Source organism: Type-C symbiont of Plautia stali, assembly GCF_059730935.1.
The window spans coordinates 3,373,318-3,388,569 of record NZ_AP035923.1; the positions used below are offsets into that span (position 1 = coordinate 3,373,318).

General features: G+C 61.2%; 11 protein-coding genes and 1 riboswitch. Of the genes, 8 read left to right on the forward strand and 3 right to left on the reverse strand.

The window, feature by feature from the left end; genetic code table 11:
- Positions 1-2 precede the first annotated feature (2 nt).
- Positions 3-608: a 3-isopropylmalate dehydratase small subunit gene (leuD, locus tag AC6I7J_RS16010; RefSeq protein ID WP_021507574.1), complete on the forward strand. Its 606-nt coding sequence runs from the start codon at positions 3-5 to the stop codon at positions 606-608.
- A gap of 92 nt (positions 609-700) precedes the next feature.
- On the opposite strand, the gene AC6I7J_RS16015 is transcribed toward leuD, so the two are convergent.
- Complete coding sequence (locus tag AC6I7J_RS16015; protein WP_021507575.1) at positions 701-1,882, reverse strand: MFS transporter; 1,182 nt, start codon at positions 1,880-1,882, stop codon at positions 701-703.
- Between the two features lie 254 nt (positions 1,883-2,136).
- On the opposite strand from AC6I7J_RS16015, the gene sgrR reads away from it, so the two are divergent.
- From sgrR to thiQ, 4 genes are all read left to right on the forward strand, one after another.
- Entirely contained in the window at positions 2,137-3,798 is a 1,662-nt protein-coding gene (gene sgrR / locus AC6I7J_RS16020; RefSeq protein ID WP_058774832.1) for an HTH-type transcriptional regulator SgrR, read from the forward strand.
- A gap of 70 nt (positions 3,799-3,868) precedes the next feature.
- A riboswitch (TPP riboswitch) is annotated at positions 3,869-3,962 on the forward strand.
- 46 nt (positions 3,963-4,008) lie between these two features.
- Positions 4,009-4,995, forward strand: a complete 987-nt coding sequence (gene thiB, locus AC6I7J_RS16025) for a thiamine ABC transporter substrate binding subunit (protein WP_498006154.1) — start codon at positions 4,009-4,011, stop codon at positions 4,993-4,995.
- On the forward strand, positions 4,971-6,581 hold the full coding sequence (thiP, locus tag AC6I7J_RS16030) for a thiamine/thiamine pyrophosphate ABC transporter permease ThiP (protein WP_498006156.1): 1,611 nt from the start codon (positions 4,971-4,973) through the stop codon (positions 6,579-6,581). The genes thiB and thiP overlap by 25 nt, the downstream gene beginning before the upstream one ends.
- A complete protein-coding gene (gene thiQ / locus AC6I7J_RS16035; RefSeq protein ID WP_021507579.1) occupies positions 6,565-7,266 on the forward strand; it encodes a thiamine ABC transporter ATP-binding protein ThiQ in 702 nt (233 codons plus the stop codon). Before thiP ends, thiQ begins: the two co-directional genes overlap by 17 nt.
- Here the strand turns inward: thiQ and AC6I7J_RS16040 are convergent.
- Positions 7,263-8,027 carry a DedA family protein gene (locus AC6I7J_RS16040; RefSeq protein WP_058759640.1) on the reverse strand — a complete coding sequence of 255 codons (765 nt, stop codon included), beginning with the start codon at positions 8,025-8,027 and terminating at the stop codon, positions 7,263-7,265. The two genes, thiQ and AC6I7J_RS16040, sit on opposite strands and share 4 nt — an antisense overlap.
- Positions 8,028-8,195: 168 nt before the next feature.
- On the opposite strand from AC6I7J_RS16040, the gene polB reads away from it, so the two are divergent.
- The 3 genes from polB (at position 8,196) to rluA (ending at position 14,295) form a co-directional block, all read left to right on the forward strand.
- A complete protein-coding gene (gene polB / locus AC6I7J_RS16045) occupies positions 8,196-10,556 on the forward strand; it encodes a DNA polymerase II (protein ID WP_088517914.1) in 2,361 nt (786 codons plus the stop codon).
- Positions 10,557-10,707: 151 nt separating this feature from the next.
- Positions 10,708-13,614 (forward strand): RNA polymerase-associated protein RapA, encoded by a 2,907-nt coding sequence (gene rapA / locus AC6I7J_RS16050; protein ID WP_215786593.1) that lies wholly within the window; start codon positions 10,708-10,710, stop codon positions 13,612-13,614.
- A gap of 21 nt (positions 13,615-13,635) precedes the next feature.
- Positions 13,636-14,295, forward strand: a complete 660-nt coding sequence (rluA, locus tag AC6I7J_RS16055; RefSeq protein ID WP_346302387.1) for a bifunctional tRNA pseudouridine(32) synthase/23S rRNA pseudouridine(746) synthase RluA — start codon at positions 13,636-13,638, stop codon at positions 14,293-14,295.
- A 14-nt stretch (positions 14,296-14,309) separates the two neighbouring features.
- On the opposite strand, the gene djlA is transcribed toward rluA, so the two are convergent.
- Entirely contained in the window at positions 14,310-15,122 is an 813-nt protein-coding gene (gene djlA, locus AC6I7J_RS16060; RefSeq protein ID WP_021312869.1) for a co-chaperone DjlA, read from the reverse strand.
- Positions 15,123-15,252: the final 130 nt, after the last annotated feature.

Consider the following 15,252-nt stretch of genomic DNA (forward strand, 5'->3'; position numbering starts at 1 on the left):
CCATGGCGAACAAATTTACCCAACACACCGGGATTGTGGCCCCACTGGATGCCGCAAACGTCGACACCGATGCCATCATCCCGAAGCAGTTTTTGCAGAAAGTGACGCGCACCGGCTTTGGCGCGCACCTGTTCCACGACTGGCGTTTTGATGATGATGCCGGCACCCAGCCAACCGCCAGCTTCGTGCTGAATAAGCCGGAGTTCAAAGGCACCAGCATCCTGCTGGCGCGCGAGAACTTTGGCTGCGGCTCCTCGCGTGAACACGCGCCGTGGGCGCTGACCGACTTCGGTTTTCACGTGGTGATTGCGCCGAGTTTCGCCGACATCTTCTACGGTAACAGCTTCAACAACCAGCTGCTGCCGGTGAAGCTGAGCGAAGAGCAGGTCGATGAGATGTTCAAACTGGTGGCCGCGCAGCCGGGTATCCGCTTCACCGTGGATCTCGAAGCGCAGACCGTCACCGCCGGCGACAAGGTTTACCACTTTGAAATCGACAGCTTCCGCCGTCACTGCATGATCAACGGCCTCGACAGCATTGGCCTGACGCTGCAGCATGAAGCGTCCATCGCCAGCTACGAATCCAGCCAGCCAGCGTTTCTGCGTTAAGGTTTACCCGGTGCGCATCAATGCGCCCCCTACAGCAAACGCGTCAGTAATTTGGTCGCCATTGATGGCGACCTTCAATCTCCAAATCGCCCTCACCGCGCATCGCGTACCCGCGCCGCCAGCACCAGCGCCACCACCGCCATCACCAGCGCCAGCCAATACACCGACTCATGACCAAAGCGCTCACTCAGTATCCCCTGAATCAGGCCGGCGATAATCAACCCGGTTGAAATCGAGGTGGTGAACATGGTGGTCGCCGCACCGGCACGGCCCGGCATCAAATCCTGAAACCACAGCATACCAATGCCGGCGATGATGCCGATAAACGCGGCGTTAAACAGCTGCAGCACCATCAGCGCGGTTTGAGAACGGAACAGCACCAGCCCGAGATAAAACACAATCGCTGCTACCAGCGCCAGCAGCATCAGCTTGCGCTTGCCGTAGCGCTTCGCGTAATGGCCGGCCAGCAGCATGATCGGGATCTCCAGCCCGGCGGCGGTGCCCATCAGCAGACCCGCCAGCTTCTCCGGCAGGCCAAGGGTTGCGCTGATGTACAGCGGCATATCAATGATATACATGGTATTACACGCCCACATCACCACCGAGGCGATAAACAGCAGCCGCACCTGGCTGTCTTTCCACGGGCTGAGCTGCATCAGCACCTGCTCCGGCGTGGCGGCGATGCGCGGCACCGAGGGCAGCGTGCGCCAGATCAGCAGCATACTTAGCAGAAAAATCACCGCCGCCACGCAGAACAGCGTGACGAAGCCGTAGTTGAGCGCCAGCGCGAACGACAGCGGCGGCCCAATCACCCACGCCAGCGACAGCTGCGCGCGCATCACCGAACTGAACATCACCACTTCCCGCGCTGACTGATCGGCATATTCACGCGCCAGCGCGAAGATCTGCGGAATCGCCACGCTGGCCAGCGCCGACAGCAGCACGCCGAGGGTGATGAGCGTCAGATAGTGACGGTTAAAGGCAAACAGTAGCGCGTTGGCCACCGCCATCAGGCAGCAAAACAGAATCAGATGACGGCGATCGCCACGGTTATCCGAACGCTTCGCCATCAGCAGGCTGATCACGATCCCGGCGACGGCGTTGATGGTAAAGAACAGGCCGACCCAGAACGGCCGCACCTGCACCTCGCGCGTCAAAAACAGGCTGAGCGTCGGCGCCTGTAACGCCCCCGCCACGCCGACCATAAATGACACCGCCATAAAGGAGAGGTAAACCGGATTCAGGCGGCGCGGCCGCGGTAACAGCGATTTCATGCAGAAATCCCTTTGAGGAAAAAGACCGGGAAAAAAACAGCGTAGAAGATTCCACAGCAAAACGAAAAAAGCCAGCAGAGAAAAACTCCGCTGGCGGTGAAATTGCACCCTACTCAGAAAAGGTTCCACGTCGGCGGAACCGCTGGCAGAGCGCCATTCATTACTGAATGCCTCCCGCTCTTCCATTGCCCGCCAGTATGCCTCTAATATGGGGCAGGAAAAACTGAGCGAAGTCGAGAAGGAGTTCCCCTTTTATGTCCTCTGCGCGTCTGCAACAGCAATTCATTCGCCTGTGGCAACACTGTCAGGGCCAGGATCAGGAAACCACGCTGAGCGAGCTGGCCGAACTGCTGCACTGCTCACGCCGCCACATGCGTAACCTGCTGAACGCCATGCAGGCGGCGGGCTGGCTGATCTGGCAGGCTGAAGCTGGCCGCGGTAAACGCTCGCTGCTGAGCTTCTGCTACACCGGACTGGCGCTACAGCAGCAGCGCGCCGAAGACCTGCTGGAGCAGGATCGCATCGACCAGCTGGTGCAGCTGGTGGGCGATAAAAACCAGGTGCGACAGATGATTGCCGCGCACCTTGGCCGCAGCTTTCGCCAGGGCAAGCATATATTGCGCGTGCTCTACTACCGGCCCCTGCCTAACCTGCTGCCCGGCTCGCCGCTGCGCCGTTCAGAAACCCATCTGGCGCGGCAGATATTCAGCGGCCTGACGCGTATAAATGAGGAAAAGGGGGAAATCGCCGCCGACATTGCCCATCACTGGCAGCAAACCTCTCCGCTGCACTGGCGCTTCTTCCTGCGGCCGGCAATCCGCTTTCATCATGGCCGCGAGCTGGAGATGGAGGATGTCATCGCCTCGCTGGACCGGGTGCGCAGCCAGCCGCTGTTTTCGCACATCGACCAGTTGCACTCGCCGGCACCGTGGACGCTGGATATCCATCTCAGCCAGCCGGACTGCTGGCTGCCGTGGCTGCTGGCCAGCGTCAGCGCCATGATTCTGCCGCGTGAGTGGCCGACGCTGCGCCACTTCGCCCGTCAGCCCATTGGCACCGGTCCGTACAGCGTGGTGCGCAATCAGCAAACCCAGCTGAAAATCGCCGCGTTTGATGACTACTTCGGCTACCGCGCGCTGATTGATGATGTCTCGATCTGGGTGCTGCCGGAGATCAGCGATGAGCTGGTCTACGCCGGTGTAAAACTGGAAGGCGAAAACGACGACGAAAAATCGGAAGAGAGTCGTCTCGAAGAGGGCTGCTATTTTCTGCTGTTCGATCAGCGCTCTGAACGCGGGCGCGATGCCGGTTTCCGCCGCTGGGTGAGCGATCTGCTTAACCCTATCGCGCTGCTCAATCATGCCGGCGTCGGCTATCAGCGCTACTGGTTCCCGGCTTATGGCCTGCTGCCGCGCTGGCACCATCGGCGCGATATCACCCCAGCCCACAAGCCCGACGGCGTGACCCAGCTGACGCTCAGCTGGTACAGCCACCACGTCGAACACGAGGGCATCGCCAATGCGCTGCGGCCGCTGCTGGCGCAGCAGGGCGTCGAGCTGATTACCCGCGAAGTGAGCTACGAAAGCTGGTTCGACGGCGCGGGCGAGAGTGACATCTGGCTGGGCAGCGTCAACTTTACCCTGCCGCTCGACTACGCCCTGTTCGCTCAGCTCTACGAGCTACCGCTGATGCATCACTGTATCCCGCTCGACTGGCAGGCCGACGCCGCGCGCTGGCGTGAGAAAGCGCTGCCGCTGGCGGAGTGGAGCAAACAGCTGGTAAACAGCGACTATCTGCATCCACTGTTTCATCACTGGCTGCTGCTGGAGGGCCAGCGCAGCATGCGTGGCGTGCGGCTGAACACGCTCGGCTGGTTTGACTTCAAGTCTGCCTGGTTCGCCCCGCCGGAGCTGTAAAAAGGGCAGCATCGGACAACACGACCGGCAGGTGAACCTTTCGCGTTGTCCTGTAAATGTCTAGAATATGTCGTTCTCAACGGGGTGCCGGTTAACTGGCTGAGAGAGACCCGTCGAACCTGATCCGGCTCGTACCGGCGTAGGGATTTGAGATGCTCCGCCCTCAGATCCTTTGCGACGCAACCTTACCTTCTCCTTAAGGAACGCAAAGTGTTAAATAAAGTTCTGCCCCTGTTGCTGCTGATCGCTGCGCCGGCTCTGGCGGCCAAACCCGTCCTCACGGTTTATACCTACGACTCATTCGCCGCCGACTGGGGCCCCGGTCCGGCAGTGAAAAAAGCCTTTGAGGCCCGGTGCGGCTGTGAGCTGAACTATGTGGCGCTGGAGGATGGCGTATCGCTGCTTAATCGCCTGCGTATGGAAGGAAAGAACAGCAAGGCCGACGTGGTGCTGGGGCTGGACAATAACCTGATTCAGGCGGCGGAAAAAACCGGCCTGTTCAGCAAAAGTACGGTGGATACCCGCGGGCTACAACTGCCGGACGGCTGGCACAATGACACTTTTATCCCGTTTGATTACGGCTACTTCGCGTTCGTTTACGACAAAAACAAGCTGAAGAATCCGCCGCACAGCCTGAAGGAGCTGGTCGAAAGCCCGGTAAAATGGCGGGTGATTTATGAAGACCCGCGCACCAGCACGCCGGGGCTCGGTCTGCTGCTGTGGATGCAGAAAGTGTACGGCGATGATGCGCCGGCGGCCTGGCAGAAGCTGGCCAGCAAAACCGTGACCGTCACCAAAGGCTGGAGCGAAGCTTATGGTCTGTTCCTCAAAGGCGAAAGCGATCTGGTGCTGAGCTACACCACCTCGCCGGCTTACCACATCATTGAAGAGAAAAAGGATAACTACGCCGCCGCGCCGTTCAGCGAAGGCCACTATCTGCAGGTAGAAGTGGGCGCGCAGCTCGCCAGCAGCAAACAGCTGCAGCTGGCGCAGCAATTCATGCAGTTTATGGTGTCGCCAGCGTTTCAGAGCACCATTCCCACCGGCAACTGGATGTATCCGGTGATCAAAAGCGATTTACCCGCCGGTTATCAGGCGTTACCGGTGCCTGCGAATGCGCTGCAATACACCCCGACAGAGGTGGCCGACCATCGCGCGGCGTGGATTAGCGCGTGGCAGCGCGCCGTCAGCCGCTGATGCCCGGCTGGCTACTGCCCGGAGCGCTTAGCGCGCTGCTATTATGTGCGGTCGCGCTGCTGGCGCTCGGTGCCCTGCTGCTCGCCGCGCCGGCCACCGACTGGCGCGCGCTACTCAGCGATAGCTATCTGCACCATGTGCTGGCGTTCTCCTTTGAGCAGGCGCTGCTGTCAGCGCTGCTCTCGGTGCTGCCGGCCATTCTGCTGGCCCGCGCGCTCTATCGCCGCCGCTTTACCGGCCGCACCCTGCTGCTGCGCCTGTGCGCCATGACGCTGGTGCTGCCGGTGCTGGTCGCCGTATTCGGTCTGCTGAGCGTCTATGGGCGCAGCGGCTGGCTGGCGCAGCTGTGTGCCACAGTCGGTATCGATTATCACTTCTCGCCCTATGGCCTGCAGGGTATTTTGCTGGCGCACGTGTTCTTTAATCTGCCGCTGGCGACGCGCATGCTGCTGCAGGCGCTGGAGAGCATTCCCGGCGAGCAGCGCCAGCTGGCGGCGCAGCTCGGTCTGCGCGGCTGGTCGCTGTTTCGCCTGCTGGAGTGGCCGTGGCTGCGCCGTCCGCTGCTGCCAACGGCGGCGCTGATCTTTATGCTGTGCTTCGCCAGTTTTGCCACCGTGCTGGCACTGGGCGGCGGTCCGCAGGCCACCACGCTGGAGCTGGCCATTTATCAGGCGCTTAGCTTTGATTACGATCCCGGCCGCGCCGCGCTGCTGGCATTGTTGCAGCTCGGCTGCTGTCTGCTGCTGGTGCTGCTCAGCCAGCGCTTCAGTAAAGCGATTCCGGCCGGTAGCCAGACGGTGCGCGGCTGGCGCGATCCGCAGGATTCCTGGCGCGCACGCGTCGCGGATACGCTGCTGATTACGCTGGCACTGCTGTTACTGCTGCCACCGCTGACGGCGGTGCTGGTCGACGGCTTACGCGGCGGCATCGCCGGCGCGCTGCAACAGCCCGCGCTGTGGCAGGCCACATGGACGTCGCTGCGCATCGCACTCGGTGCTGGTGTGCTGTGCGTGCTGCTGACCATGATGCTGCTGTGGAGCAGTCGCGAACTGCGCCAGCGTCAGCAGCGCTTCGCCGCGCAGGCCATGGAACTCAGCGGAATGCTGATTCTGGCGATGCCGGGCATCGTGCTGGCGAGCGGGTTCTTTCTGCTATTCAACGCCACCGTTGGCCTGCCGCAGCGTGCCGATGCGCTGGTGATCTTCACCAACGCGCTGATCGCCATCCCCTACGCCATGAAAGTGCTGGAAAATCCGATGCGCGATCTCAGCGCGCGCTACGCTCAGCTGTGCGCCTCGCTGGGCATCAGTGGGTTTACTCGCCTGCGGCTGATTGAACTGCGGGCGCTGAAACGTCCGCTGGCACAGGCGCTGGCCTTTGCCTGCGTGCTGTCGATTGGGGACTTCGGCGTGGTGGCGCTGTTCGGCAGCGCCGATTTCCGCACCCTGCCGTTTTATCTGTTCCAGCAGATTGGCGCCTATCGCGGTGCCGATGGCGCGGTAACCGCGCTGCTACTGCTGCTGTTATGCCTGCTGCTGTTTACGCTGATGGAAAAATTACCGGGTCGCCATGCTGACACTGAATAACCTTACTTATCTCTACCAGCATCTGCCGATGCGTTTCAGCTTTAGCGCACAGGCCGGTGAACGTCTCGCCATTCTCGGCCCGAGCGGCGCGGGCAAAAGTACCCTGCTGAGCCTGCTCGGCGGCTTTCTGCCAGTGAGTCAGGGCAGCCTGCTGATCGATGGCGTCGACCATACCCGCAGCGTGCCTTCCGCGCGACCGGTATCGATGCTGTTTCAGGAGAACAATCTGTTTCCGCACCTGACGGTGCAGCAAAATCTGGGGCTGGGCCTGCATCCCGGCCTGAAGCTGACGCGCGAACAGCAGCAGCAGGTACAGCAGATTGCGGAGCAAACCGGGCTGGAATCGATGCTGACGCGTCTGCCCGGCCAGCTCTCCGGCGGTCAGCGCCAGCGCGTGGCGCTGGCGCGCTGCCTGCTGCGCAATCAGCCGGTACTGCTGCTGGATGAACCGTTTTCGGCACTCGATCCGGCGCTGCGCAGCGAGATGCTGCAGCTGGTGCGCGCGGTGTGCGAGGCACGCACTATCACGCTGCTGATGGTGTCGCACAGTCTGGAGGATGCGCAGCAGATTGCGTCACGCAGCCTGGTGATTGTTGACGGTCGGGTGTACTGGGATGGCAGCACCGCCAGCCTGCTGCGCGGCGAGAGCCCGGCGGCCGCCATCCTTGGCGTATCACCGCGTTAAGCGAAGAATACCTTCCACAGCAGCTGCAGGAAAATCGGCATCATCGGGTGGAACAGCAGCGCAATAAAGGCACCCACGCCGATGAGCGCCATCAGCGGAGCCAGCCAGCGCAGCCGCGCCTGCGGCAGATAAGGCGTGGCCCAGTCGACGCTTTTGCCGCTGCGCCACCAGCGCCACAGCAGCCAGCCGCCGATCCACAGCAGCAGCGCCACCGCCAGCAGCAGCCATTTGAAGCTGTCGCCCTGCGCCGCCTGCGGCACGTCGATCGCCACGCCCGCCAGAATGCCCGGCATCAGGTAGGCCGGCGGCCACAGGATGCAGCCGATAATGTTCGGCGGCAGGAACTTACGCACCGGCAGCTCCAGCATGCCGGCCGCCAGCGGAATCAGCGGACGCGTCGGTCCGACAAAGCGCCCCACGAGGATGGTAAACATGCTGTGCTGATGCAGCGCGTGCTCGGTTTTATCCAGCAGCCCTTTGTATTTTTGCAGGTATTTCCAGCGGTGCAGCGGTCCCTGGAATTTCCAGCCAATGCCGTACGACACCCAGTCGCCAATCAGACACCCGGCCAGCCCGGCGGCCCACGCCGGATAGAGCCCGATTTGTCCGCTGCCCACCAGCGCGCCGAGGCTGGCCATCAGGACCGTTCCCGGCAGCAGCAGGCCGACAAACGCCAGCGACTCAAGAAAGGTCACCAGCGCCACGGCAATCAGCGCGTACTCCAGCGATTGCGTAAACAGGTGTTGGATCCAGGCTTCCATAACTATCCTCTGCGGAATATAGAGGCTGGATTGTCCTGAGACAGCCCCACAGCGTCAAGCAATTCCCCGCGCTGCCGCACGCCCGCGCCGCACAGACGACGGCACCACCGCAGTACACTGTATAAACATCCATGATATACTGAAATGAATTCATTCACCGGAGTTAACGTGACCGAACCGCGCGCAGGATTTTTGCTGACTCGCCACTGGCGGGATACCCCGACCGGCAGCGAAGTAGTGCTGTGGCTGGCCACCGACCAGGGCCCGCAGCGCCTGGTGCTGCCTGCGCAGGAGTCAGTGGCGTTTATTCCCCGGGAGTTCCAGGCGCAAACCGAAGCGCTGATTCGCGACGAGCGCCATACGCGCCTGCAACCGCTGGATCTGAAAGATTTTCGTCGCCGACCGGTGCTGGGACTCTATTGCCGCAGCCACCGACAGCTGCAAAGCATTGAAAAACGCCTGCGTGAAAACGGCATTGCGGTATATGAAGCAGATATCCGCCCGCCGGAACGCTACCTGATGGAGCGCTTTATCACGGCACCGGTGTGGTTCAGCGGCGAGCCGCGCGGCGACAGCCTCGTCAACGCGCGCCTCAAGCCGCATCCCGATTACCGTCCGCAACTGAAATGGGTATCGCTCGACATCGAAACCACCGAGCACGGCGAGCTGTACTGCATCGGGCTGGAAGGCTGCGGCCAGCGCCAGGTGTATATGCTCGGCCCGCCGAACGGTGATGCCAGCCAGCTGGATTTTGAGCTGATCTACCTCGACAGCCGGCCGCAGCTGCTGGAGCAGCTTAACGCCTGGTTCGCCCGTCACGATCCCGATGTCATCATCGGCTGGAACGTGGTGCAGTTCGACCTGCGCGTGCTGCAAAAACATGCCGACCGCTACGGTATTCCGCTGCGTCTTGGCCGTCAGCAGCAGCCGCTGGAGTGGCGCGAGCACGGCTTTAAGCCCGGCGTGTTCTTCGCTCAGGCCAGCGGCCGGCTGGTGATTGACGGTATTGAGGCGCTGAAATCGGCGTTCTGGGACTTCGCCTCATTCAGCCTTGAAGCGGTGTCGCGCGAGCTGCTGGGCGAAGGCAAAGCCATCAACAATCCGTGGCAGCGCATGGAAGAGATCAACTGGCGCTTTGCCCACGACAAACCGGCGCTGGCCACCTACAACCTGAAGGATTGCGAGCTGGTTACGCGTATTTTCCAGCACACCGCCATCATGCCGTTTTTGCTGGAGCGCGCCACCGTCAATGGCCTGGCGGTGGATCGCCACGGCGGATCGGTGGCGGCGTTCAGCCACCTGTATATTCCGCGAATGCACCGCGCCGGCTTTGTCGCGCCTAATCTCGGCGAAGTGGCACCGGAAGCCAGCCCTGGCGGCTACGTGATGGATTCGCGCCCCGGACTGTATGATTCGGTGCTGGTGCTGGATTATAAAAGCCTCTATCCGTCGATCATCCGCACCTTTCTGATCGATCCGGTCGGGCTGGTCGAAGGCCTGGCGCATCCGGACGACGCCGATTCGGTTCCCGGTTTTCGCCACGCGCGCTTTTCGCGCCGCACCCACTGTTTACCGGCGATTGTCGGGCAGATCTGGCAGGGGCGCGAGGCCGCCAAACGTGACGGCAACCAGCCGCTGTCGCAGGCGCTGAAGATCATCATGAACGCTTTTTATGGCGTACTTGGCACCAGCGCCTGTCGCTTTTTCGATCCGCGCCTTGCTTCGTCGATTACCCTGCGCGGCCACGCCATCATGCAGCAAACGCGTGAGCTGATTGAAGCCGAAGGTTTTGACGTGATTTACGGTGACACCGATTCTACTTTTGTCTGGCTGAAAAGCGCCCACAGCGAAGCCGATGCCGCCGCGATCGGCCAGCGGCTGGCCGGGCACGTGAATCGCTGGTGGCAACAGCATCTGCAGCAGACTTACGGTCTCGACAGCGCGCTGGAGCTGGAGTACGAAACCCACTTCAGCCGCTTCCTGATGCCAACCATTCGCGGCGCCGAACAGGGCAGTAAAAAGCGCTATGCCGGACTGATTCGCCGCGACGGCGACGAACGGCTGGTGTTTAAGGGGCTGGAATCGGTGCGCACCGACTGGACGCCGCTGGCGCAGCAGTTCCAGCAGACGCTGTATGGCCGCATCTTCCGCGGTGAACCCTGGCAGGACTACATTCGCGACACGGTGGCACAGCTGCTGGCCGGCGAGCTGGACGATCTGCTGGTGTATAAAAAGCGCCTGCGCCGGCCGCTGAAAGATTACGAACGCAACGTGCCCCCCCATGTGCGCGCCGCGCGCCTCGCCGATGAACATAACCGTAAACTGCAGCGTCCGCTGCAGTATCAGAATGGCGGATCGATCCGCTACGTCATGGCCACCGCCGGGCCGGAGCCGCTGGAAGCGCGCAGCACGCCGCTGGATTACGATCACTACGTCAGCAAACAGCTACAGCCGATCGCCGAGGGGATTTTACCGTTTGTCGGCGATGACTTTGCTACACTGATCACCGGGCAACTGGGGCTTTTTTGACAGGTGACGAATGCCCTGCCATCCAGTACCATAGCGCCCTTCCTGATTCTCACCGCGTGCACCAGCTGACCAGATAACTGTCTGGCGGTGGGGTATTGTCTGAGAGCAGGCGAACGTCTTTCTATCTTTTAGAGAATCGAGCAAAAAATATATGGTTTTTACACTGGGTCAACGCTGGATTAGTGATACGGAAAGTGAGCTGGGACTGGGGACAGTCGTGGCGCTGGATACGCGCATGGTCACACTGATGTTTCCCGCCACCGGCGAAAACCGCCTCTATGCCCGTAATGATTCTCCGGTCACCCGCGTGATTTTTAATCCGGGTGATACCGTCACCAGCCACGAAGGCTGGCAGATGCAGGTTGATGAAGTCCGCAACGAAAACGATTTAGTGACTTACATCGGCACGCGTCTTGATACCGACGAAAGCAACGTGGTGCTGCGCGAAGTGATGCTCGACAGCAAACTGGTGTTCAGCAAGCCACAGGATCGCCTGTTTGCCGGCCAGCTGGACCGCATGGATCGCTTCGCCCTGCGCTTCCGCGCACGCAAATACCAGAGCGAACAGTATCGCCTGCCGATCAGCGGCCTGCGCGGCATGCGCACCAACCTGATTCCGCACCAGCTGCACATCGCGCATGACGTCGGTCGCCGCCACGCACCGCGCGTGCTGCTGGCCGATGAAGTCGGCCTCGGTAAAACCATTGAAGCCGGGATGATTATTCAGCAGCAACTGCTGGCCGGACGCGCCGAGCGCGTGCTGATCGTGGTGCCGGAAACCCTGCAGCACCAGTGGCTGGTGGAAATGCTGCGCCGCTTCAACCTGCGCTTTGCCCTGTTTGACGACGATCGCTACACCGAAGCGCAGCACGACAGCGACAACCCATTTGATACCGAGCAGCTGATTATCTGCTCGCTGGATTTTGTCCGCCGCAACAAACAGCGGCTGGAGCTGCTGGCCGAAGCTGACTGGGATCTGCTGGTGGTCGACGAAGCGCACCATCTGGCGTGGAGCGAAGCCGCGCCGAGCCGCGAATATCAGGTTATCGAACAGCTGGCGGAAAAGACCGCCGGCGTGCTGCTGCTGACCGCGACGCCGGAACAGCTCGGCATGGAGAGCCACTTTGCCCGTCTGCGTCTGCTGGACCCGAATCGTTTCCACGATTTCGCGCAGTTCGTGGCCGAGCAGCAGCACTATCGCCCGGTGGCAGACGCCGTCAGTACGCTGCTGGCCGATCACGCCATCAGCAAAGAGGAGATGAACCTGATCAACGATCTGGTCGGTGAGCAGGATATTGAGCCGCTGCTGCAGGTGGCGAACAGCGATCGCGACGGCAAAGACGACGCGCGCAAAGAGCTGATTTCAATGCTGATGGATCGCCACGGCACCAGCCGCGTGCTGTTCCGTAACACGCGTAACGGTGTGAAGGGCTTCCCGAAACGCGAACTGCATCAGATTCGCCTGCCGCTGCCGGCGCAGTATCAGACGGCGATTAAAGTCTCCGGCATTATGGCGGCGCGCAAAACGGCGGAAGAGCGCGCGCGCGACATGCTGTATCCCGAGCAGATTTATCAGGAATTTGAAGGCGACAGCGGCACCTGGTGGAACTTCGACCCGCGCGTTGAGTGGCTGATGGGCTACCTCACCAGCAACCGTAAAGAGAAAGTGCTGGTGATTTGCGCCAAAGCGGCCACTGCGCTGCAGCTGGAGCAGGTGCTGCGCGAGCGCGAAGGCATCCGCGCCGCGGTGTTCCATGAAGGACTATCAATTATCGAACGCGACCGCGCGGCCGCCTTCTTCGCTTCGCAGGAAGATGGCGCCCAGGTGCTGCTGTGTTCGGAGATCGGCTCGGAAGGGCGTAACTTCCAGTTCGCCAGCCGGCTGGTGATGTTCGATTTACCGTTTAACCCGGATCTGCTCGAGCAGCGTATCGGCCGTCTCGATCGTATCGGCCAGCTGCATGACATCCAGATTCTGGTGCCGTGGCTGGAGAAAACCGCCCAGGCGGTGCTGCTGCGCTGGTACCACGAAGGGCTGGACGCGTTTGAGCACACCTGCCCGACCGGCCGCACCATCTACGACAGCGCCTACCCGCAGCTGATTGAGTATCTGGCCGCGCCGGACAACCCGCAGGGACTGGACGACTTTATCGCCCAGAGCCGCAAACAGCATGACACGCTGAAGGCGCAGCTGGAGCAGGGGCGCGACCGCCTGCTGGAGCTGAACTCCAACGGCGGCGAAGCCGCGCAGGCGCTGGCCGATGCCATCGGCGAGCAGGATAACGACACCGAGCTGGTGAACTTTGCGCTCAACCTGTTTGATATCGTCGGGATCAACCAGGAAGATCGCAGCGATAACCTGATCGTCCTGACGCCGTCTGACCACATGCTGGTGCCGGATTTCCCCGGCCTGCCGGAAGATGGCTGCACCGTAACCTTTAACCGTAACCAGGCGCTGTCACGCGAAGATACCCAGTTCATTACCTGGGAACATCCGCTGATTCGCAACGGCCTCGACCTGATTCTCTCCGGCGATACCGGCAGCTGTGCGCTGTCGCTGCTGAAGAACAAGGCGCTGCCGGTGGGCACGCTGCTGGTAGAGATGATCTACGTGGTCGAAGCGCAGGCGCCGAAACACCTGCAGCTTACCCGCTTCCTGCCGCCCACGCCGGTCCGCCTGCTGATGGATCGCGCCGGAAATAACCTCGCCGGCAAGGTGGAGTTCGAAAGCTTTAACCGTCAGCTCAACGCAGTCAATCGCCATACCGGCAGCAAGCTGGTGAACGCGGTGCAGCAGGATGTGCATCACATTCTGACGCAGGCGGAAAAAGTCATCGTGCCGGAAGCGCAGGCGCTGATTGCGGCGGCCAAAGCCGAAGCCGATGAGAAGCTGAGCGCCGAGCTGTCGCGCCTCGAAGCGCTGAAAGCGGTCAACCCCAACATCCGTGATGATGAGGTTGATGCGCTGGAGAGCAACCGCGAGCAGGTGCTGGCCAGCCTCGGTGAAGCCGGCTGGCGCCTTGATGCGCTGCGTCTGATCGTTGTTACGCACCAATAATCGCTGAGGCCGCGCCCAATCATGCTGATGGAACCCTACAATCCGCCGCTCGCCCCCTGGCTGCATATTCTGTATCAGGACGAGCACATCATGGTGGTTAACAAGCCAAGCGGTTTGCTGTCGGTGCCCGGCCGCCTTGAGGAGCACAAGGATAGCGTGATGACGCGCATCCAGCGTGACTTTCCGCAGGCGGAGTCGGTGCACCGACTCGATATGGCCACCAGCGGTGTGATTGTGGTGGCGCTGACCAAGGCGGCCGAGCGCGAGCTGAAGCGGCAGTTTCGCGAGCGCGAGCCCGCGAAGCAGTACGTGGCGCGCGTCTGGGGACATCCGGCGGCGGAACAGGGCATGATCGATCTGCCGCTGATTTGCGACTGGCCTAACCGGCCGAAGCAGATGGTGAGTGTGGAGCTGGGTAAGCCGGCGCAGACGGAGTATCAGGTGCTGGCGTATGACGCCGATAACAGCGCGCGGGTGCAGCTGAAGCCGATCACCGGCCGTTCCCACCAGCTGCGCGTGCATCTGCTGGCGCTGGGGCATCCGATTCTCGGCGATCGCTTCTATGCCCATCCCGAGGCGTTAGCCATGGCGCCACGCCTGCAGCTGCACGCCGAATCGCTGACCATTACCCATCCGGCGTTTGGCAACAGCATGACGTTTCGCCAGCCGGCCGATTTTTAAGGGGCCGCAGCCCCTTATTTAAAGCCCTTCTCTTTGCGAATCAGGTCGTACGCGGCCTGAATTTCCTGCGCTTTCTGCTTCGCCATCTCCATCATCTCCGGCGGCAGACCTTTCGCCACCAGCTTATCCGGATGGTGCTCGGCCATCAGCTTGCGGTAAGCGCGCTTGATGGTGGTGCTGTCGTCGCTGCTTTTCACCCCCAGCACGCTGCAGGCATCTTCCAGCGTCGGGCCACGTTTCGCCTGCTGATAAGCGCCGCCGCCGTACGACGAGCCACCACCAAACTGCTGACCGCCTTCCATCATGCGCAGGAACTGATCGAACTGCGCGCGGGAAATCCCCAGCTCTTCCGCGATGACGTACAGCACCTGACGCTCGTTGGGATGCAGCGAACCATCAGCAAACGCCGCCTGGATTTGAATTTCCAGAAACATCCGAATCAGGTCGAAACGGCCAAAGCAGGCGCTGCGCAGCTCGCGCAGTTTGTTACGTAACGGATATTCGCTCTGCTTACCTTCACGAAACGCACGCTGCGCCGCGGTACGCGCCTCGCCATGCAGCTGCATGCGATCCATAAATAAAGAGGCAATCTGGATATCCGCTTCGGTGACGCGCCCTTTCGACTTGGTCAGATGGCCCATCACCTGGAACGTGGTGCTGAAGAACAGCGTCTGACGCGCCTGATTGTTGGCGAAGTAGCCCTGTCCTTTTACGCTGCGCACTTTGTCAAACAGATGACCAATGATCAGACCCAGTACGATGCCCCAAAAGCCTGCTCCGGAAAGTAAGCCGAGAGCCAGACCAATAACTTTTCCCCAGTAGCGCATAAACTCCTCAATTCGCCATGCTTGCGGCTGAAAATTGCATTATCATACCTGTCATTTATCTCCGCGCCTAACGGCAACGCAGGCAGAGCAGGATTAACACTGGCGCAACGCCGGGCGGTACGTTAGTCTC